The following is a 20,050-nucleotide window of genomic DNA, read 5'->3' as shown; positions in this document are numbered from 1 at the left end:
AATCTCACCGAGGAGTATCCCCATGGCATCTGTGTCCGTCTCCACCGAACTGCCCATCACCCCCGAAGCCGCCTGGGCGAAGCTGAGTGATCTGGCGACGTGGGAGGAGTGGCTGACCATCCACCAGGGCTGGCGTTCGGACCTGCCCGCCGAGCTGACCGTCGGATCGCGGTTCATCGAGGTCGTCTCGGTGATGAACATGGCCAACAAGATCGAGTGGACCGTGGCCGAGGTCGACCCGCAGAAGTATCTGAAGATCACCGGCACCGGCATGGCGGGTGTCTCCGTGGAATTCGTGCTGAAGGTCGAGCCGACCGCCACCGGTTCCTCGGCCGCCTTCGACGCCTCCTTCAAGGGCACCATGATCGTCGGCCCGATCGGCAAGGCCGTCGCCAAGAACGCCGAGGCGGATCTGAAGGAGTCGATGGCCAAGTTCACCGAGCTCGTCGGGTCCGCGGCGTGAGCAGCGCCGACGCGACCACGGCCGGAGTCGTCTTCGACGGCTCCGGCCTGGGGGAATGGACCGACGAGGAGCGTTTCTCGGTCACCGCCGAGCGGATCGCCGAATACGCTGCCGCCACCAATGACCCGATCACGGCCCACCGCAACGGTGAAGTCGCACCGCCGGTGTTCGCGGTGGTTCCGGTGTTCACCTCGATGGCGCCCGCCGCGCTGTCCGTGGCCCCGGTGGAATTGCTGATGAAGCTGGTGCACGGGGAGCAGGACTTCCTGTTCCACCGTCCGATCCGGCCGGGCGACGAACTGGTCGTGCGTGCCAAGCCGATCGGGTACGTCGGCAAGCCCAACGGGTCTACCGTCGTCGTCTACGCCGAAACCCGCGACGCGGCGGGCGAACTCGTCAACGAGCAGTGGATGACCGCGTTCTTCCGCAAGGTCGACGCGGGCCCCGGCGAAGGCGAGGCCGCGCCCGAGCACCGCATCACCGACGCCGATCGCGCGGGCGAGCCGGCCGCACAGGTCACCGCGCAGATCGACAAGGATCAGACCTTCCGGTACTCGCCGGCCTCCGGCGATCCGATGCCGATCCACCTCGACGACGAGATCGCCCAGATGGCCGGGCTTCCCGGCATCATCAACCACGGCCTGTGCACCATGGCCTTCACCTCCTGGGCGGCGCTGACCGAACTCGCCGACAGCGAGACCGCCCGCCTGCGCCGACTGGCCGTGCGTTTCGCCAAGCCCGTCCTGCCGGGCCAGCAGATCACCACCACCTTCTGGCCGACCGGGTCCGCCGACTCCGGCGTGCGTGCCTATGCCTTCGAGACCGAAGCCGCGGGCCAGATCGCCATCACCGACGGCCGCGTCGAATTCAATTAGGAGACAAGACTTATGGGAAAGCTTGACGGTCGCGTCGCGGTGATCACCGGTGCCGGTCGCGGTATCGGTCGCGAACACGCGCTGCTGTTCGCCCGCGAGGGCGCCAAGGTCGTGGTCAACGATCTCGGCGGCGCCAACGACGGCACCGGCACCGATGCCGGGCCCGCTCAGCAGGTGGTCGACGAGATCGTCGCCGCGGGCGGGCAGGCCGTGGCCAACACCGACAACATCGCCACCTGGGAGGGCGCGAAAGCGCTTGTCGACCAGGCGATCAGCGAATACGGCTCGCTCGACGTGCTGGTAAACAACGCGGGCATCCTGCGCGACGCGTTCATCGCGAGCATGGAGGAATCCCAGTGGGACGCGGTCATCGCCGTGCACCTCAAGGGCCACGCCGCCACCCTGCACCACGCCGCCGCGTACTGGAAGGCGCAGACCAAGGCCGGTAACCCGGTCTCGGCGTCGGTGATCAACACCGCCTCGGCCTCGGGCACCTTCATGCCCAACGCGGGCCAGGGCAACTACGGCGCCGCCAAGGCGGGCATCGCCGCGCTGACGCTGGTCGCCGCCGACGAGCTCGAGCGCTACGGCGTGCGGGTGAACGCGATCGCCCCGATCGCCCGCACCCGGCTCACCCTGGCCACCCCCGGCATGGGCGCGCTGTTCGCCGCCGAGGTGCCCGAGGGCGAGTTCGACCCGTTCTCTCCGGCCAACATCTCCCCGCTGGTCGCGCACCTGGCCGAGGCCGACTGCCCGCTCACCGGCAAGGTGTTCGCGGTGCAGGGCGGCGCCATCATCGAACTCGGCGGCTGGCACGACGTGCGAACGGTCGAGACGGACGGCCCGTGGACCATCGACGGGGTCGCCGCGCAGCTGAAGGAGACCAGCTAGTCATGGCGCGCAACAGCTATGAGCTCGGCGTCGGCGTCAGCGAGGACCACCTGGCCCTCGCCGACGCGGTGAGCGGATTCGTCGAGCGCACCATCACCAGCGAAACCGTCCGTGCGGCAGTCGAATCCACCGACGCGGGCAAGCTGCCCTACTGGGACGCCCTCGTCGCGCAGGACCTGCTGAGCCTGCACATCGCCGAAGACCTCGGTGGACAGGGCGCGGGCCTGCTGACACTGGCCGTCGCCCTCGAGCCGCTCGGGCGCGGCCTGCACACCGGACCGTTCGTGCCGACGGCACTGGCGAGCGCGGTGCTCGCGCAGGACGGGGGAGCGTGGGCGCGTGCCCAGCTGCCCGGTCTCGCCGACGGCTCGCGGACCGGTGCGGTGGCGCTGTCGTCGGCGCTGACCGGTGAGCTGCGCGACGGTGTGCTGGTCGTCGACGGCACGGCCGACGGTGTCGTCGGGGCGTTGTCGGCGGATGTGCTCATCGCGCCGGTCACCGTCGACGGTGACCGGCAGTGGGTCGCGTTCGACAACATCGAGCTGAGCGTGAGCACGCAGGACAACGTCGACGTGCTGCGCGGTGCCGGGCGGTTGCAGGCGGACGCTGTCGAGGTGCCCGCCGAGCGGGTGCTCACGGTGACCTCGACCCGGGTGCGCTCGGTGGCGGCGGTCGTGCTCGGCGCCGAGGCCGTCGGCGTGATGTCGTGGTGTGTCTCGACCGCGGCGGAGTACGCCAAGACCCGCGTGCAGTTCGGTCGTCCGATCGGGCAGTTCCAAGGTGTGAAGCACAAGTGCGCGCACATGGGCATCGCGCTCGAGAAGGCGCGCGCCGTGCTGTGGGACGCCGCCTACGCCCTCGATCGCGACGACGACACCGCCGACTACGCGGCCGCGATCGCCGCGCTGATCATTCCCGACGCCGCCGTCGAGGTGGCCCAGGACTGCATCCAGGTGCACGGCGGCATCGGCTTCACCTGGGAACACGACGCGCACCTGTACTACCGGCGCGCGCTCGCGTTGCGTGGTCAGCTCAGCGGGCGCGACGAACGGGCCGAGGCTGTCGCCGGGTACGCGCTGTCGGGGGTCACGCTGTCCAACGAGCTCGAATTGCCCGAGGAAGCCGAGCAGATCCGGGCGGGTATCCGGGCCGAGCTGGCCGAGATCGCGGCGATCGACGACGAGGACGACCAGCTCGTCGCCCTCGGCGACGGCGGCTGGAACCTGCCACACCTGCCCCGCCCGTACGGCCGTTCGGCCTCGCCGCTCGAACAGGTGGTGATCTCGCAGGAGATCAAGGCCTCCGGTATCGCGATGCCGCAGTTGCTGATGGGCACCTGGGCGGTCGGCGCCATCGTCCCGCACGGTGACGAACGGCAGAAGCGCGAACTGGTCGTGCCGACGCTGCGCGGCGAGCTCGTGTGGTGCCAGTTGTTCAGCGAACCGGGCGCCGGGTCCGACCTGGCGAGCCTGACCACCAAGGCCGTCAAGGTCGACGGTGGCTGGCGCGTCACCGGCCAGAAGATCTGGACCACGGTCGCGCAGTTCGCGCAGTGGGCGATGCTGATCGCCCGCACCAGCCCCGACAAGCCGAAGCACGAGGGCATCACCTATTTCGTGCTCGACATGTCGAGCCCGGGCATCACGGTGCGTCCGCTGCGGGAGATGACCGGGTCGGCGCTGTTCAACGAGGTGTTCCTCGACGACGTGTTCATCCCCGACGAGAACGTGGTCGGCGCGGTCGACGACGGCTGGCACGTGGCCCGCACGACCCTGGCGGGTGAGCGGGTGGCGCTGAGCCAGAAGATGGAGGCCTACGCCACCGACACCGACCTGCTGCGGTTCGCGATCGGCCGCGACCTGTCGCCGGTGGCCCGCTACCGGGTCGGCGAGCTGATGGCCGAGAGCCGGGCGGTGGACGTGATCGGTTCCCGGGTGGTGCTCAAGCAGCTGTCCGGCATCGATGTCTCCACCACCTCGAGCGTCGGCAAGCTGCTCGGTATGGGTCTGGGACAGGCGATCTCGGAGTTCATCGTCGCCGAACTCGGTGTCGCCGGTGTGGTCTCGGTGCCGGGCGAGCGTAGCGATCACGCGATGGAACAGCTCATCGCCGGTCGCGCCACCACCATCTACGGTGGGACGACCGAGGTGCAGCTCAATGTCATCGGCGAGCGCATGCTCGGGCTGCCGCGCGACGCGGCGCCGAGCGCGTAACCATGCCGATCGGTCTGCTGTCCGGCTGTCATCACGTGACGGCCGGGCAGCACCCGCGCTGCGTCGATGTCCTTTTCGCGGGCAAATCCACGTCCGACCTCGCGGTGTAGGGTCCGACTGTGCCGAATCTGGAATCCGCCGCGCCAGCTACCTCGTCCGATGGTCGATCGCAGCGGTGGGACGGGCACAAGGCCGAACGGCGCGACCAGATCCTGGCCGCCGCCGTCGTCGCCATCCGCGAGGACGGCGCGCGGGTCGGCGTCAAAGACATCGCCGCCCGGGCCGGCGTCCCACGCTCGGTGGTCTATCGGCTCTTCGGCGACCGCGACGACCTCGACGAACAGGTCCGCACCCGGATCATCTCCGAGCTGATGACCCGGCTGACCCCCGTGCTCAGCCCGGAGGGCACCGTCGGCGACGCGGTCACTAGAGCGGTCGAAACCTATATCGGCTGGATCGTCACCAATCCACACCTGCATCGATTCCTGGCGGCCGGCTCGAAACGGGTCGTCGGCAGCTCCCCGTCGGTCTCCGACGCCCGCACGGCCGTCGCGGTGCAGACCGCACGCCTCTTCGCGATCAGCATCGCCCGCCACGGCGGCACAACCGAAGTCGCCGAGCCCTTGGCCTTCGGTCTCGTCGGCATGGTCGACAACTCGGTCAACCGCTGGCTCAGCCGAGGCATGCAACCACTCACCGCCGACGAACTGTCACGAGTCCTGCAACGCTGGATCGTCAACACGATCGCCGTCACCATGGCCGACATCGGCGTAGCCGTAGACGCCCAAACCCCGGTCGCCGACCTCTTCGGCCCGGACCAGGACAACTGAGAAGCCGACAACGGGCCTGGCGAGAATGGCGGTACGCCGATTCCGAGAACGAGAATCGAGCCCGCGAGGCGGTCCGGTATTGCACGCCGGGCCAGCTCGTCCGCGAAGCCTTCGAGACGTTGTCTGAGTAGCCCAGGTCTGGCCCACGTCAGGGACTGTTTGCAGGTTCCTACCTACTGGCACATCGAGCTCGAAGGTCAAGAAAGCCCCTGACCCGCGAATGTGCAGGTCAGGGGCTATTTTGCGCCCCCGGCAGGAATCGAACCTGCGACCTAGGGATTAGAAGGCCCTTGCTCTATCCAACTGAGCTACGGAGGCAGACGCATTCACCTTTGTCGATGTCGGCGTCGGTGTCCAGCGCGAAAAGTATAGCGACCGACCGGGTGGTGGGCGGGGTTGGGAGCGACGCCCCATGGGCGCGTGGGGGAGCAGGTCGAACTACCCTCGTTGACATGTCGTTATCGCAAGACCGCTCCGCAGGAACCGTCGGCGACGGCGCTGGACCGGCGGAGACGGATCGGGCGGCCGCGACGGGCAGCGGTTCCTCGGCGGGTGGGCGGGCGTTCGGCGCGCTCGGTGCGATCGCCGGGGCGATGGCCGCGGCGGTCGCGGCGATCGTCGTCGCGTTGTCGGCGGCGCAGGCGCTGAGTCTGCTGGGGATCCCCGATCCCGGCGCGCTCACCACGTACGGGCTGCCCGCGTTGCGGGCCCTGGCCGACCTGTCCGCCGCCGTGACGGTCGGCTCCCTGCTGTTCGCGGCGTTCCTGCTGCCGCCGAAAGACAGCGGGTTGCTCGAGGCGGGCGGGTACCGGGCGGTGCGACGGGCCTCGGACGCGGCGATCGTCTGGGCGGTGTGCGCGGCGTTGCTCGTGCCGCTGACGGTGTCGGATACGACGGGTCAGCCGGTGGGTTCGATCTGGCGGCCCGAGGTGCTGTGGCCGGTGATCGCCCAGGTCGAGGTGGCGGGTGCGTGGCGAACGACGACCGTGCTCGCCCTCGTTCTCGCGATCGGGTGCCGGCTGGCCTTGCGCTGGAGCTGGACGCCGATCCTGCTCGTTCTCGCGATCGGCACCATGATGCCGTTGGCTTTGACCGGGCACTCGTCCTCGGGCGGTTCGCACGACGTGGCGACCAACTCGCTCATCCTGCACATGATCTCGGCCGCGGTGTGGGTCGGTGGGCTGGTCGCGGTGCTCGCCCACGCGATGCGCGGCGGTGCCGATACCGATGTCGCCGCCCGGCGTTTCTCGCTGGCCGCGACCGTCGCGATCGTCGTCATCGCGCTCAGTGGTGTGATCAACGCCTGGGTCCGGGTGCCTGCCGCCGAGCTGTTCACCACCACGTACGGCAGGCTCGTGCTCGCCAAAACGGCGGCACTCGTGCTGCTCGCCGGCCTCGGCTTCCTGCAGCGACGGGCCGCGCTGCCCGCGCTGGCCGCGGACGCGCGCGACCGCGCGGCGCTGATCCGGTTCGCCGGCGTGGAGATGCTGATCTTCGCCGCCACGATCGGCCTCGCCGTGGGCCTCGGGCGCACGCCACCTCCGCCACCGACGTCCATCCCCACGCCGACGGAAGTGGAGCTGGGCTACACCGTCGACGGCCCGCCGACCGTCGGCAGGCTGCTGTTCGACTGGCGGTTCGACCTGATCTTCGGCACCCTCGCCATCGTGCTCGCCGCCCTGTATCTGCTCGGCGTGCACCGGCTACGCGCCCGCGGCGACGCCTGGCCGCTCGGCCGGACCATCGCCTGGGTCAGCGGTTGCCTCGTGCTGCTGCTCGCCACCTCCTCGGGCGTCGGCCGGTACGCACCTGCCATGTTCAGCGTCCACATGGGCGCGCACATGGCGTTGTCGATGCTCGCGCCGATCCTGCTCGCCCTCGGCGGTGCGGTGACTCTCGCCCTGCGCGCGCTCACACCCGCCGGTCGCGGCGGGATTCCCGGTCCGCGTGAATGGATCCTCGCGGCCGTGCACAACCCGGTCTCGCGGTTCCTCACCCAGCCGGTGGTCGCGTCGGTGATCTTCGTGGCCGGGTTCTACGCGCTCTACCTCGGTGGGATCTTCGACGCCACAGTCGATTCGCACGCGGCGCACCTGATGATGAACGCGCACTTCCTCATCAGCGGTTATCTGTTCTACTGGGTGGTGATCGGCATCGATCCCAAACCGCGTGAGGTGGCGCCGTTGACCAAGCTGGCCATGGTGTTCGGCACCCTGCCGTTCCACGCCTTCTTCGGTATCGCTCTGATGAGCATGACGACCGTCCTCGGTGGCTGGTTCTACCGCACCCTCGACCTGGGCTGGAATATCGACCTGCTCGCCGATCAGCGCAACGGTGGCAGCTTCGCCTGGGCGAGCGGTGAGGTGCCGCTGGTCGTGGTGATGCTTGCGCTGCTGATCCAGTGGTCACGCAGCGATCAGCGGCTCGCCAAGCGCACCGACCGCGCGGCCGACCGCGACAACGACGCCGAACTCAACGCCTACAACGCGATGTACGCCGAACTGGCGCGTCGCGACCGCGAGGTGCGTCCGTGACCGAATGCGGTATACCGGCGAGCCAGACGAGCCGACCGGTCGGGACCCCGCGTGTGCTGCGGACCGATGTGCGGACGGCTCGGCGCCGATTATCGGGGCGGGTGCGTAAGACACCGGTGTTCCACACCAGCGTCGACGGGCCCGACGGACCGGTTCCGGTGTCGTTGAAGATGGAGTTCCTGCAGCACGGCGGCACCTTCAAGGTGCGCGGCGCGTTCAACGCGCTGCTGGCCGAGGAGTCGGCCGGGCATGTCGTCGTCGCTTCGGGTGGCAACGCCGGGATCGCGTTCGCGCTGGCAGCGGCGCAGCTCGGTAAGGAATGCACGGTCGTCGTGCCCGAATCCGCACCGCACACGAAGGTCGCGGCCATGTGGGCGCACGGTGCCGAGGTGCTCTGGCACGGTGCGACCTTCGCCGAGGCCGAGCGCCACGCGGTGACCTTGGCGGCCGAACGCGGCGCCGGGCACCTGCGCGCCGACGACATCCCCGCGGTGGTGGCGGGTGCGGGCATCATCGGTCTGGAGCTGGAGGAACAGGTGCGTGGGCGGCCGCCGGTGCTGGCAGCCGTGGGATGTGGCGGGCTGATCGCCGGGCTCGGGGCAGCGCTCGGCAGGCGACGTCAGATCGTCGGGGTGGAATCCGAGCACACGCCCGCGTTGTCGGCCGCGCTCGCGGCGGGCAGGCCGGTCGACGTCGCCGCGCCGTCCCCGGGCGACGAACCGATGTGCGCGACCCGGGTCGGCGATATCGCCTACGACATCGCCAGCAGACAGCAGATGCGGGCGCTCGGCGTGGCCGATGACGCGGTGACCCGTGCGCGCGAATACCTGTGGCGCGAATTCCGGGTGGTCGTCGAGCTCGAGGGCGCGTCCGCGCTGGCTGCGGTGCAGAGCGGCGCCTACAAACCGGAGCCGGGCGTGCGGCCGATCGTGGTGCTGTGCGGGGCGAACACCGAACTCCCCATGCTCTGACACGGCGGATATCCACAACCCGAGAAGTTGTCCCCAGATGTCTGCGGTGCCTGCTCAGCGGTGCTCGCCTGCGCCATTCTTGGATGGTCAGAGCAACAACACCGAATGTCTGAGCGGGGGCGGTTTCGATGTACGAGGCGAATGCGACGGTGATCGGCACGGTGGTCAACCATCCCGTGCGGCGGGATCTGGCCAATGGGGAGCAGGTGGTGTCGTTCCGGATGGCGAGCACGGCACGCCGGTTCGATCCGAGCGCGGGTGAATGGGTGGATGCGGGCACGCTCTATCTCACCGTCAGCTGCTGGCGCCGATTGGTGGCCGGAGTCGATCGGTCACTGCGCCGGGGCGACCCGGTGATCGCCTACGGTCAGCTGCGCTCGCACGAATACCGGGGCAAGGACGGCGGCGAACGTCGTGATCTGGAGATGCGCGCCGTCGCGGTGGGACCCGACCTCGGCCGGTGCAGCGCCACCATCCAGCGACGATCGGAGGCGGCGCGGTTCACCCCGCACGTGGTACGGAATATTCCGGGCGATCAGGGCGCTGTATTGTCGGCTGCCGCACCGCCGGGGGCGGAGGGTGAGTATGCGCCCGACGACCGTTCTGCCGTAGCCTCTACGTCCGCGGCGGATTCCCTCCCGGCGCGATCGCCGGACGAGATGCCGATCGAAGGCATTCCCGCGCAGGTCGACGCCTGAGGGCAGGTCCGCGGCACCGGCCCCCGCTCCGCATCGCACCCCCGTTACCCGCACCGATAGGCTTCCATATATGGCTGAGTTCATTTATTCGATGATCAAAGTTCGCAAGGCGCACGGCGACAAGGTCATTCTCGACGACGTTTCGTTGAACTTCCTGCCCGGCGCCAAGATCGGCGTGGTCGGCCCGAACGGCGCGGGTAAGTCCAGCGTGCTGAAGATCATGGCGGGGGTGGACCGGCCGAACAACGGTGAAGCGTTCCTCGCGCCCGGCGCTTCGGTCGGCATCCTCATGCAGGAACCCGACCTCAACGAGGAGAAGACGGTCCGCGGCAACGTGGAGGAGGGCCTCGGCGAGGTCAAGGTGAAGCTGGATCGCTTCAACGAGATCGCCGAGCTGATGGCCACCGAGTACTCCGACGAGCTCATGGACGAGATGGGCAAGCTGCAGGAGTTCCTCGACCACGCCGACGCGTGGGATGTCGACTCCCAGCTCGAGCAGGCCATGGACGCGCTGCGCTGCCCGCCGCCGGACGAGCCGGTCACCAACCTCTCCGGTGGTGAGCGTCGCCGCGTCGCGCTGTGCAAGCTGCTGCTGAGCAAACCCGACCTGCTGCTGCTCGACGAACCGACCAACCACCTGGACGCCGAGAGCGTGCTGTGGCTCGAACAGCACCTCGCCTCCTACCCGGGCGCCGTGCTCGCCGTCACCCACGACCGGTACTTCCTCGACAACGTCGCGCAGTGGATCCTCGAACTCGACCGCGGTCGGGCCATCGGCTACGAGGGCAACTACTCCACCTACCTGGAGAAGAAGGCCCAGCGTCTCGAGGTGCAGGGCAAGAAGGACCAGAAGCTGCAGAAGCGCCTCAAGGAGGAGCTTGCCTGGGTTCGTTCCGGCGCCAAGGCCCGTCAGGCCAAGAACAAGGCCCGTCTCGGTCGCTACGAAGAGATGGCGGCCGAGGCCGAGCGGCACCGCAAGTTGGACTTCGAGGAGATCCAGATCCCCGCGGGTCCGCGCCTCGGCGACATCGTGGTCAACGTGTCGCACCTGGACAAGGGCTTCGGCGATCGTCAGCTGATCAAGGACCTGTCGTTCACCTTGCCGCGCAACGGCATCGTCGGTGTGATCGGCCCCAACGGTGTCGGTAAGACCACGCTGTTCAAGACCATCGTCGGCCTCGAGGAGCCCGACAGCGGTGAGGTGAAGGTCGGCGAGACCGTCAAGCTCAGCTACGTCGACCAGAACCGTGCGGGCATCGACCCCAACAAGAACGTCTGGCAGGTCGTCTCCGACGGGCTCGACTTCATCGAGGTCGGTAACCAGGAGATGCCCTCGCGTGCCTACGTCAGCGCGTTCGGTTTCAAGGGCCCGGACCAGCAGAAGCCGGCCGGGGTGCTCTCCGGTGGTGAGCGCAACCGCCTGAACCTGGCGCTCACTCTCAAGCAGGGTGGCAACCTGATCCTGCTCGACGAGCCGACCAACGACCTCGACGTGGAGACCCTGAGCTCGCTCGAGAACGCACTCGAGCAGTTCCCGGGCTGCGCCGTCGTGATCTCCCACGACCGGTGGTTCCTCGACCGCACCTGCACCCACATCCTGGCGTGGGAAGGCGACAACGACAACGAAGCCAAGTGGTTCTGGTTCGAGGGCAACTTCGAGGCCTACGAGGCGAACAAGGTGGAGCGTATGGGGGCGGAAGCCGCTCGCCCACACCGGGTTACGCACCGCAAGCTCACTCGCGACTGATATACGCGCGGACCGCATCGACGGCCCGGCCTGACGATCGACTTGTCGATCGAACGGCCGGGCCGTCGGCGTTTCACAAGTTACCGGCGGGGAAGCCGGATTTCCGACGGCACGGCTCGCGCGGCGGCGTTAGTCTCGGAATCGCGTCACCGGACTTTACGGAATCGAAGCCAACCGAAACATGGGAGCAGGCGAAAGATGACGGTCTCGTCGGAAATGTCGAGTGCGGGCTGGGCGGCGGGAATGCCACCGAGTTTGCGCGACGATCTCGCGACACTCGAGGAGGCGTATTTCCGACACGTCGACGCGGGGGACGTGGATTTTCCGATCACCGGGATCACCCAGATCTTCCGCCACCACATGGAACTCGCCGCCCGCCGTCAACCGGGTAAGGCCCTGGTCGAGGTGCACCATCCCGACGACGGGTCGGGCATGGGAGCCGCCGTGCAGGTGGTGACCGACGACATGCCGCTGCTGGTCGAGTCGATCACGGCGGCGCTGGGCCGGATGCAGGTGAGCGTGAGCGAACTGATCCACCCGATCTTCGAGGTCACTCGCGACGCCGACGGCACGCTCGTCGGCGCGGCACCGCACGAGGTGGACGGCAACGGCGCCGAGGGGCTGGCCGAGTCGTGGATGCATCTGCAGTTGCACCCGTCGACCGAGCAGGCCCAGCTCGACGAGATCGAACGCACCCTGCCCGAGGTGCTCGCCGACGTGCGTCAGGTGATCGACGACACCGAGGCGATGGTCGCGGCGCAGAGTTCGCTCGCCGATCATCTCGACCGGACCGCCGCGGCGGGCACCGCGCCCTTCCCGTCGGTCGATCTCGCCGACTGCGCCCAGCTGCTGCGCTGGCTGGCGGCCGGCAACTTCACGCTGCTCGGCTACACGCGCTACCAGCGCGCCACCGAGAACGGCCACACCGTCTCCACGCGAGTTCCGGGCACCAGCCTCGGTGTGCTCCGCCCCGATATCGGTACCGACTTCCAGGTGCCGATCAATGGTGGTGACCGCCCGCTGCTGATGCTCACACAGGGCTTGGTCCGTGCGACCGTGCACCGCTCGGTGTACCCGTACTTCATCGGGGTCGCCGATGTCGACGACGCGGGTGCGGTGGTCGGGGTGCATCTGTTCATCGGTGTGTTCACCGTGAGCGCCGTGCACGAGAACGTCCTCGACATTCCCGTCATCAATCGTCGCGTGCGCACGGCCATCGAGGACGCGGGCTTCGACAAGGACTCGTTCTCCGGGCAAGCGATGCTCGAGGTGATCGAGTCGTTCCCGCGCACCGAGCTGTTCTCCGCCGACACCGCCACCATGCGCCGTACCGCTGTCGCGGTCCTCGGCGTCGGTTTGCGCAGGCAGGTGCGGCTGTTCCTGCGCTGCGACACCTACGGCCGGTTCGTGGCCTGCATGGTGTACCTGCCGCGCGACCGATACACCACCGCGGTGCGGCTGGAAATGCAGTCCATCCTGGTGCGCGAACTCGGCGGCGTCGACATCGACTACTCGGCCCGGGTGAGCGAAAGCGAGCTCGCCAGTGTGTATTTCACCGTGATGCTGCCGCCCGAGGCCGCCGGTCATGACGGCCCCGACACCTCCGAGGAGAACCGGCGCCGCCTCCAGTCGCTGCTGAACGCGGCAAGCCACTCCTGGGACGACCGGATCGGTGACGAGGTCGCGTCGTCGACCGTGCTCGACCCCGCCGTGGTCTCGCGCTATTCGAAGGCGCTGCCGGAGAGCTATAAGGAGGACTTCGCACCCGCCCGCGCCCTGGCCGACATCGCGCGCCTCGAGCAGCTGTCCGAAGGTGGCATCGACCAGCACCTGTACCGCCGGTCCGAGGCCGCGCCCGGTTCGTGGCGGTTCAGTCTCTACATCGCCGGGCGTGGTGTGTCGCTGAGCCAGGTGCTTCCGGTGCTGCAGAGTCTCGGCGTGGAGGTCGTCGACGAGCGGCCCTACCAGCTCGAACTCGACGGCGGAACCGAGCGCTGGATCTACGATTTCGGCTTGCAGGCCCGTCCCGAACTGCTGCGCAACGCCCTCGGCGGCGATCTCGACGCGGAGCTGCTCGAACACCCCGGCCAGGCCGACGGTCTGCGCGCCCGCTTCACCGAGGCGTTCGAGGCGGTCTGGTACGACCGTGCCGAAGCCGACGGTCTCAACGAACTCGTGTTGCGGGCAGGCCTGCCCTGGCGCTCGGTCGCCATCCTGCGCGCCTACGCGAAGTACCTGCAGCAGGCGGGTTTTCCCTACAGCCAGGTCAATATCGCCCGCGTCCTGCTCGCGCATCCGGAGGTGGCGCGCGACTTCGTCGCACTGTTCGCCGCGCGATTCGATCCCGACACCGTCTCGGCCGAGCATGCCGCCGAACTGGAGACGCGCGTGCGCGCAGGCATCGATGAGGTGGTCAGCATGGATGCCGACCGCATCCTGCGTGCCATCCTCGGTCTCATCAAGGCGACCTTGCGCACCAACAACTACGTCGTCGATGCCGACGGCGCACCACGCGGCTACCTGTCGCTGAAGGTCGAGCCGCGAGAAATCGCCGAACTGCCCAAGCCGCGGCCGCAGTTCGAGATCTTCGTGTACTCGCCTCGGGTCGAGGGTGTGCACCTGCGCTTCGGTTCGGTGGCGCGTGGCGGTCTGCGCTGGTCGGATCGGCTCGAGGACTTCCGCACCGAGATTTTGGGTCTGGTGAAGGCCCAGGCGGTCAAGAACGCGGTGATCGTGCCGGTCGGTGCCAAGGGCGGGTTCGTGGTGAAGCGGCCGCCCGCCGCCACCGGCGACCCGGCCGCCGACCGTCAGGCGAGTATCGCCGAGGGTATCGACTGCTACCGCACCTTCATCTCCGGCCTGCTCGACGTCACCGACAATGTCGACCTGGCCACGGGTGCGGTGCTGCCGCCCGAGCGGGTGGTCCGCCGCGACGGCGACGACACCTACCTCGTGGTGGCCGCCGACAAGGGCACGGCGAGCTTCTCCGACATCGCCAACGATGTCGCCAAGCGCTACGGCTTCTGGCTCGGCGACGCCTTCGCCTCCGGCGGGTCGGCGGGCTACGACCACAAGGCCATGGGCATCACCGCCAAGGGCGCGTGGGAGTCGGTGAAACGTCACTTCCGGGAGATGGGCATCGACACCCAGAGCCAGGACTTCACCGTGGTCGGCGTCGGCGACATGAGCGGCGACGTGTTCGGCAACGGCATGCTGCTCTCGCGGCACATCCGGCTGGTCGCGGCCTTCGACCACCGCCACATCTTCCTCGACCCGAACCCCGACGCGGCCACGTCCTACGCCGAACGGGAGCGGCTGTTCGCGCTGCCGCGTTCGTCGTGGGCCGACTACGACCGCAGCCTCATCAGCTCGGGCGGCGGCGTGTTCGAACGGACCGTGAAGTCGGTGCCGATCTCGCCGCAGGCCAGGGCGGCGCTCGGCCTGCCCGACGCCGTACAGGCGCTGTCGCCGCCGGAACTGGTGCGCGCCATCCTGCTCGCGCCCGTGCAGTTGCTGTGGAACGGCGGTATCGGCACGTATGTGAAGGCCAGTACCGAGACCAATGCCGAGGTGGGCGACAAGTCCAACGACGCGGTCCGGGTGAACGGAAACCAACTGCGCGTCAAGGTGATCGGCGAGGGTGGCAACCTCGGTGCCACCGCGCTCGGGCGCATCGAGTTCTGCCGCGCGGGCGGCAAGATGAACACCGATGCCCTGGACAACTCGGCGGGCGTCGACTGCTCCGACCACGAGGTCAATATCAAGGTGCTGCTCGACGGTGTGGTGAGCGCGGGTGCGCTCGCACCGCAGGACCGCAACCCACTGCTCGCCTCGATGACCGACGAGGTCGCGCGAATGGTGTTGCAGGACAACGTGGATCAGAACTTCCTGATCGGTATCGCCCGCACCGACGCACCGCAGATGGCCAGCGTGCACGCCCGGGTGATCTCCGACCTCGAACAGCGGCGTGGCCTGGATCGTGAGCTCGAGGCGCTGCCGTCGGAAACCGAGTTGCAACAGCGGGAGGCGGAGGGCGTCGGTCTCACCTCACCGGAGCTGGCGAACCTGCTCGCCCACGTGAAGCTCGGCCTCAAGGCCGACCTGCTCGACACGGACCTGCCCGACAGCGCCGCGTTCGCGGGCAGGCTGCCGCTGTATTTCCCCACCCCACTGCGCGAACGGTTCGGTGCCGAGATCAAGAAGCACCGGCTGCGCCGCGAGATCGTCACCACGATGCTCGTCAACGAGGTGGTCGACTACGGCGGCATCACCTACGCCCACCGGCTCAACGAAGAGGTCGGCGCGACCACCTCGGACACGGTTCGCGCGTTCGCCGCGGCCACCGCGATCTTCCAGCTGCACGATGTGTGGTCGCGCATCCGCAGCGCCGACGCCCCGGCCTCGGTCTGCGACCTGCTCGAACTGGAATCCAAGCGCACCCTGGACCGGGCCTCGCGCTGGCTGCTGAGCAACCGACCGCAGCCCGTCGCCGTCGGCGCGGAGATCAACCGCTACCACCGGCGGGTGCAGGAGCTGGCGCCGCAGGTGCCCGGCTGGTTGCGCGGTCACCACGTCACCTCGCTCACCCAGGGCGCGGCCGAACTCATCGCCCGTGGCGCACCGACCGAACTGGCCACCGAAGTATTCGGACTGCTCGGTCTCTTCCCGCTGCTCGATGTGGTCGACATCGCCGACATCACCGACCGCGACGGCGCCGAGGTGGGTGCGCTGTACTACGCGCTCAACGAGCACCTCAAGATCGATTGGCTGCTCGAGGCGGTGAGCCACCTCGAACGCGGCGATCGCTGGCACGCGCTGGCCAGGCTCGCGCTGCGCGACGACATGTACGGTTCGCTGCGCTCGCTGACCCTCGATGTGCTGTCGGCGGGCGACCCGGAGGAGACGCCCGACGAGAAAATTGCATACTGGGAGTCGAAGAACCAGTCCCGGCTGGGTCGTGCGCGCGCTGCCCTGTCGGAACTGTTCGAGTCCGGGACCCACGACCTCGCCACACTGTCGGTCGCCGCGCGACAGGTGCGGAGCATGGTGAGCGGGGTGGGCGCCCAATCGGAGGTACCACGGTGACGAGTTCGCCGAACGGCAGCACCGCCGCGCCCGAAGCGCAGCTGGTTCTGCCGCAGCGTTTCCATGCGAAGGTCGAGATCCGCTGGTCGGATATGGACGTGTTCCAGCACGTCAACCATGCCCGCATGGTGACGTTGCTGGAGGAGGCCAGAATTCCGTGGCTGTTCGACGACGACAAGCCGACCGCGTCGATGGGCAGGCAGGGTTGTGTGCTCGTCGATCTGCACGTGAAGTACCGGGGCCAACTGCGCCACGAGGACACCCCGCTCGACATCGCCATGTGGATCAAGCAGTTGCGCGCCGTCGACTTCACCGTCGGCTACGAGGTGCGGGCCAGCGGCGCCGCACCGGACTCGCCGCCCGCGGTCACCGCGACCACCCAGCTCGCGGCGTTCGACATCGACACCCAGCGGTTGCGCAGGCTCACCGACACCGAACGCGACTACCTGGCGTTGTGGCGGGCCTGATTTCGTGAGTTCCGAACAGCGCGTGCTGCATACGCCCGACCCGGCCGAACGCGAGAACCTGGCCACCTTCCTGTCGCGGGCATTGCGCTTGGACCAGGCGGCGGTGGTGCGGTTGCGCCGCCGCGGCTCGAGTCTTGTCTCCGCCTGGGTGGCGACGGGTTTCGAGACGCTGGCGGTGCGCACGATCACGGCCGAACTCGGTGTCGACGATGTCACCGTCGGCGCCGACATGGTGCTGGCCGGGCTCGGCACCGGGCATCCGATCGACCTCGGCTATTCGATGGACTCGGCTTGGCGCGGTGCGCTCCCACCGACCGACGGCTTCGCCCACGTCGACGATGTGCCTGCCCGCGCGCTCGTCGAATTGGCCGAGCGCGGAGCGGATCTGGCGCGTGAGCACGGTGGCGCCCACGGGCCGCCCGCGTCCCTGCTCGACCAGTCGGTGCTCACGGTGACCGGCGCGGGTGATCTCGCGGTCGAGGTCCCGATGCGCGTCGTCTTTGCCCTCACCGCCATGGACTTCATCCCGCACGCGGGGGAGAAGGCCGAATCCCGGCGCATCCAGCCGACCGAACTGGTTCGCGTCCGCACCACTCGCACCTGGCTGCGCCTCGACGCCCGCTACGGTTCCGTTGCCCGCCGATTGGGTGGTGGAATTCCACTGTCGCCCAGTTGAACTCACGGCAGGGGGCTTCATGCCGACTGGTCGTATGCCACCGGCGGCGCTATGCCGACCTGCCGAGCGCGACAAGCGGGGTCAATGCACGCCGACGAGTCGAAGCAGTGCGGTCGTGGCGGCGGCGGCGATCACGGTGACGAGCAAGGGCGCCCGCCGCCAGGCAAGCACACCGCCGACCGCGACGCCGGCGGGCAAGGCGACGCCGAGTTCCCCGGTGCCCGTCGGCAACGTCGCCGTCGCCACCAGCGCGGCAAGCAGAATCAACGCCCCGGTGTCGAGCAGCGCAATAGTGCGCGCCGACAACCGGATTCGATCCCGCAACGCCGGCCCCGCCCACCGCAACGCATAGGTGCCGACCGCCAGCGCCATCATCGCGGGCACCAGGTAGGGCGCGTTCACGACGCACCCCCGCGCGGGAATGCCGCAGCTGGGCAGCAATCCGAGTCGGCGGCAACCCACCCGCCCGGCCGCACGCCGGCACCCGCCGCGTCGACTTCCGCATGGCCGACTCCGCCGACACTCTCCGGCTGTGCCGCTGAGGAATCCGACGGCTTCGCAGGCCGGGACGCCAGCACCAACCCGATCAGCGCGATCAACACCGGCAACCCGGCAGGCACGAATGGCGCGATCGCGACTGCCAGCCCGGCCCCGGCCAGTACCGGGCGCAGCGTCGCGCGATCACGCAGCGCGGGCAACAGGAGCGCCAGCAGGATGACCGGGAACACCGCGTCCAGGCCGAGTGCGGAGGTGTCGGGGACGAGGGAACCGAGGGCGGCGCCGAGGGTCGCACCGAGCGGCCAGCACAGGGCGACTCCGATTCCGCAGGCCCAATACGCCGCACGCTTGCGTTCCCGAGCACCGGGCGCGGTCGCGAAGGCCACCGACTCGTCGTTGAGGACGTGGATCCCGAACAGCCGACGCCAGCCGTGCCCGAACACGTCGGGGGCGGCCAGCCCGTACGGCAGGTGCCTCGCGTTGAGCAGCAACCCGGCGACCACGGCGGCGAGCGGGCTCCCACCAGCCGCGACGATCCCGAAGAACAGCAGTTCCGAGCCGCCGGCCAGCACCGTCACCGCCGCGACGATCGGCATCCACACCGGGAATCCGGCAGCGATGGTCGAGGCGCCGTAGGAGACGCCGAAGAGGCCGACGGCCAGGCAGGCCGCGGCCACGGCGGCGGCGGTCCGCCGATCGAGTGTTCGCCAGATCGAACGCATGTTTTTCATAGTGAACGCTGCGGGTCGGTAAAGTCAACGCGGAAACAGCTCCGGAGGAGGCGTTGATGGACCGGCAGGACCCGGTCGCCGGACCACCCCAAGCGGTGATCGCGGCGGCCCTACGACGAGAACGCGCTCGCGCCGGCCTGTCGCTCACCGAGGTCGCCAGCCGCGCGGGTGTGGCGAAGTCCACACTGTCGCAACTGGAATCGGGCACCGGTAATCCCAGCCTGGAAACCCTGTGGGCGCTGTGCGTCGCCCTGGAGATGCCGTTCTCGCGACTGCTCGATCCGCCGCGCCCGAACGTGCAGGTGATCCGCGCCGACGAGGGTTCGCAGGTGCCCTCGGCCGACGCGGACTATCGCGTCACCCTGCTCGCGGCAGGCCAATCACACACGCGCTGCGATGTGTACCGGATCGCGGCCGAACCCGGTCAGATCCGTCGCTCGGAACCGCACACGCCCGGTGTGGTCGAGCACGTGGTCCTCGCGGCCGGTCATGCCATCGTCGGTCCCGCCGACGAGCCCGTGGAGATGCGCCCAGGTGACTACATCCGCTACCTGGGTGATCTCCCGCACGTCTTCGAGGCTCTCGAACCGGGCACGTGGGCCACGATGGTCATCGAGAGCGCCTGATCAGGCGGCCCCTTCGCCCAGGTACTGCAACCAGAGCGGGTCGAGATCGGCGGTGGTCGACAGCAGCCGCCAGTGCGGGCCCTTGGGTGAGACCAGCGGATGACGCAACGTCCAGCCCAGTTCGGTCAGCATCTTGTCGGCTTTGCGGTGGTTGCACGGCGCGCAGCTGGCCACGCAGTTCTCCCACGAGTGCTCCCCGCCGCGACTGCGCGGGATGACGTGGTCGATGGTTTCGGCTTTGCCGCCGCAGTACCCGCAGCGGTAGCGGTCGCGGTGCATGAGAGCCGCCCGGGTCATCGGCACCCGGGCGCGGTAGGGGACCCGCACATAGGTGCGCAGCCGGATAACGGAGGGAATGGCCACCGTCGCGCCCGCCGAATGCAGGACCGGGGCGGCGGGATCGTCGTGGACCGCGTCGGCCTTCGCGCAGATCAGCAGAACGACAGCGCGGCGAGCGGACAGTGCGGTGAGTGGTTCGTAGGTGGCGTTGAGAAGCAGCACCCGGCGTTTACGCCAGGCGGCGGCGTCGTGATCGCCGGCGAGATGCAGTGGCGCGGGGCGATGCGGCAGGTCGTGCAGACCGTGTGCGCCCGGATGGTGATCGGACAAGATGTGCAGCGGAATAGCCCCCGAGCCACGATTGTGGACGTCGGCGGGCTGGAGTTGTCGGTGCGCGCGCGCCTCGTGTGACCGGGCGCCTGGCCGCTGCTTCATTGTGTGACCTCAATTTCATGATTGGCAGGAT

Annotated in this window: 16 protein-coding genes and 1 tRNA gene; 13 read left to right on the top strand and 4 right to left on the bottom strand. The window is 68.8% G+C overall.

All coding sequences use genetic code 11. The annotated features are described in order from the left end of the window. The first annotated feature begins 22 nt into the window (after positions 1 to 22). The 5 genes from ACSVDM_RS06970 (at position 23) to ACSVDM_RS06950 (ending at position 5,272) form a co-directional block, all read left to right on the top strand. On the top strand, positions 23 to 463 hold the full coding sequence (locus tag ACSVDM_RS06970) for a type II toxin-antitoxin system Rv0910 family toxin (RefSeq protein ID WP_067486118.1): 441 nt from the start codon (positions 23 to 25) through the stop codon (positions 461 to 463). Continuing rightward, positions 460 to 1,338 carry a MaoC/PaaZ C-terminal domain-containing protein gene (locus ACSVDM_RS06965; RefSeq protein WP_439263664.1) on the top strand — a complete coding sequence of 293 codons (879 nt, stop codon included), beginning with the start codon at positions 460 to 462 and terminating at the stop codon, positions 1,336 to 1,338. The genes ACSVDM_RS06970 and ACSVDM_RS06965 overlap by 4 nt, the downstream gene beginning before the upstream one ends. Positions 1,339 to 1,350: 12 nt before the next feature. Beyond that, entirely contained in the window at positions 1,351 to 2,229 is an 879-nt protein-coding gene (locus tag ACSVDM_RS06960; protein ID WP_067642445.1) for an SDR family oxidoreductase, read from the top strand. 2 nt (positions 2,230 to 2,231) lie between these two features. Continuing rightward, positions 2,232 to 4,442 (top strand): acyl-CoA dehydrogenase, encoded by a 2,211-nt coding sequence (locus tag ACSVDM_RS06955; protein WP_439263663.1) that lies wholly within the window; start codon positions 2,232 to 2,234, stop codon positions 4,440 to 4,442. Positions 4,443 to 4,561: 119 nt separating this feature from the next. After that, the gene (locus tag ACSVDM_RS06950; RefSeq protein ID WP_243749884.1) at positions 4,562 to 5,272 is read left to right on the top strand and encodes a TetR/AcrR family transcriptional regulator; all 711 of its coding nucleotides are present in this window, start codon (positions 4,562 to 4,564) and stop codon (positions 5,270 to 5,272) included. 244 nt (positions 5,273 to 5,516) lie between these two features. On the opposite strand, the gene ACSVDM_RS06945 is transcribed toward ACSVDM_RS06950, so the two are convergent. Further along, positions 5,517 to 5,590, bottom strand: a tRNA-Arg gene (locus ACSVDM_RS06945). A gap of 134 nt (positions 5,591 to 5,724) precedes the next feature. Here ACSVDM_RS06945 and ACSVDM_RS06940 point away from each other — a divergent pair. The 7 genes from ACSVDM_RS06940 to ACSVDM_RS06910 all read left to right on the top strand — a co-directional run bounded on the left by ACSVDM_RS06940 (position 5,725) and on the right by ACSVDM_RS06910 (position 17,450). Then, positions 5,725 to 7,806 (top strand): cytochrome c oxidase assembly protein, encoded by a 2,082-nt coding sequence (locus ACSVDM_RS06940; RefSeq protein ID WP_439263662.1) that lies wholly within the window; start codon positions 5,725 to 5,727, stop codon positions 7,804 to 7,806. Next, positions 7,803 to 8,777 carry a serine/threonine dehydratase gene (locus ACSVDM_RS06935; protein WP_281201990.1) on the top strand — a complete coding sequence of 325 codons (975 nt, stop codon included), beginning with the start codon at positions 7,803 to 7,805 and terminating at the stop codon, positions 8,775 to 8,777. Before ACSVDM_RS06940 ends, ACSVDM_RS06935 begins: the two co-directional genes overlap by 4 nt. Positions 8,778 to 8,905: 128 nt before the next feature. After that, positions 8,906 to 9,475, top strand: a complete 570-nt coding sequence (locus tag ACSVDM_RS06930) for a single-stranded DNA-binding protein (protein WP_439263661.1) — start codon at positions 8,906 to 8,908, stop codon at positions 9,473 to 9,475. A gap of 70 nt (positions 9,476 to 9,545) precedes the next feature. Next, on the top strand, positions 9,546 to 11,222 hold the full coding sequence (gene ettA / locus ACSVDM_RS06925) for an energy-dependent translational throttle protein EttA (protein ID WP_067486138.1): 1,677 nt from the start codon (positions 9,546 to 9,548) through the stop codon (positions 11,220 to 11,222). 198 nt (positions 11,223 to 11,420) lie between these two features. Further along, a complete protein-coding gene (locus tag ACSVDM_RS06920) occupies positions 11,421 to 16,307 on the top strand; it encodes an NAD-glutamate dehydrogenase (protein WP_439263660.1) in 4,887 nt (1,628 codons plus the stop codon). Positions 16,308 to 16,348: 41 nt separating this feature from the next. After that, entirely contained in the window at positions 16,349 to 16,774 is a 426-nt protein-coding gene (locus ACSVDM_RS06915) for a thioesterase family protein (RefSeq protein WP_067486948.1), read from the top strand. 4 nt (positions 16,775 to 16,778) lie between these two features. Next, entirely contained in the window at positions 16,779 to 17,450 is a 672-nt protein-coding gene (locus ACSVDM_RS06910; protein WP_067642432.1) for a hypothetical protein, read from the top strand. Positions 17,451 to 17,531: 81 nt separating this feature from the next. On the opposite strand, the gene ACSVDM_RS06905 is transcribed toward ACSVDM_RS06910, so the two are convergent. Both ACSVDM_RS06905 and ACSVDM_RS06900 read right to left on the bottom strand, forming a co-directional pair. After that, positions 17,532 to 17,852, bottom strand: a complete 321-nt coding sequence (locus ACSVDM_RS06905) for an AzlD domain-containing protein (RefSeq protein ID WP_067486144.1) — start codon at positions 17,850 to 17,852, stop codon at positions 17,532 to 17,534. Further along, complete coding sequence (locus tag ACSVDM_RS06900) at positions 17,849 to 18,670, bottom strand: AzlC family ABC transporter permease (RefSeq protein ID WP_439263659.1); 822 nt, start codon at positions 18,668 to 18,670, stop codon at positions 17,849 to 17,851. Before ACSVDM_RS06900 ends, ACSVDM_RS06905 begins: the two co-directional genes overlap by 4 nt. A gap of 65 nt (positions 18,671 to 18,735) precedes the next feature. On the opposite strand from ACSVDM_RS06900, the gene ACSVDM_RS06895 reads away from it, so the two are divergent. Continuing rightward, on the top strand, positions 18,736 to 19,305 hold the full coding sequence (locus ACSVDM_RS06895) for a helix-turn-helix domain-containing protein (protein ID WP_067486951.1): 570 nt from the start codon (positions 18,736 to 18,738) through the stop codon (positions 19,303 to 19,305). On the opposite strand, the gene ACSVDM_RS06890 is transcribed toward ACSVDM_RS06895, so the two are convergent. Continuing rightward, on the bottom strand, positions 19,306 to 20,019 hold the full coding sequence (locus ACSVDM_RS06890; protein WP_439263658.1) for an HNH endonuclease: 714 nt from the start codon (positions 20,017 to 20,019) through the stop codon (positions 19,306 to 19,308). Positions 20,020 to 20,050 lie beyond the last annotated feature (31 nt).

The sequence above is a fragment of the Nocardia sp. JW2 genome, from assembly GCF_051843015.1.
GTDB lineage: Bacteria > Actinomycetota > Actinomycetes > Mycobacteriales > Mycobacteriaceae > Nocardia > Nocardia coubleae.
This window is presented reverse-complemented; position numbering and strand designations above follow the sequence as displayed.

Bases quoted from the DNA above. Each gene is read 5' to 3' on its own strand.
- ACSVDM_RS06970 (WP_067486118.1), top strand. From the start codon at position 23: ATGGCATCTGTGTCCGTCTCCACCGAACTGCCCATCACCCCCGAAGCC.
- ACSVDM_RS06960 (WP_067642445.1), top strand. From the start codon at position 1,351: ATGGGAAAGCTTGACGGTCGCGTCGCGGTGATCACCGGTGCCGGTCGC.
- ACSVDM_RS06955 (WP_439263663.1), top strand. From the start codon at position 2,232: ATGGCGCGCAACAGCTATGAGCTCGGCGTCGGCGTCAGCGAGGACCAC.
- ACSVDM_RS06940 (WP_439263662.1), top strand. From the start codon at position 5,725: ATGTCGTTATCGCAAGACCGCTCCGCAGGAACCGTCGGCGACGGCGCT.
- ACSVDM_RS06930 (WP_439263661.1), top strand. From the start codon at position 8,906: ATGTACGAGGCGAATGCGACGGTGATCGGCACGGTGGTCAACCATCCC.
- ettA (WP_067486138.1), top strand. From the start codon at position 9,546: ATGGCTGAGTTCATTTATTCGATGATCAAAGTTCGCAAGGCGCACGGC.
- ACSVDM_RS06920 (WP_439263660.1), top strand. From the start codon at position 11,421: ATGACGGTCTCGTCGGAAATGTCGAGTGCGGGCTGGGCGGCGGGAATG.
- ACSVDM_RS06900 (WP_439263659.1), bottom strand. From the start codon at position 18,670: ATGCGTTCGATCTGGCGAACACTCGATCGGCGGACCGCCGCCGCCGTG.
- ACSVDM_RS06895 (WP_067486951.1), top strand. From the start codon at position 18,736: ATGGACCGGCAGGACCCGGTCGCCGGACCACCCCAAGCGGTGATCGCG.
- ACSVDM_RS06890 (WP_439263658.1), bottom strand. From the start codon at position 20,019: ATGAAGCAGCGGCCAGGCGCCCGGTCACACGAGGCGCGCGCGCACCGA.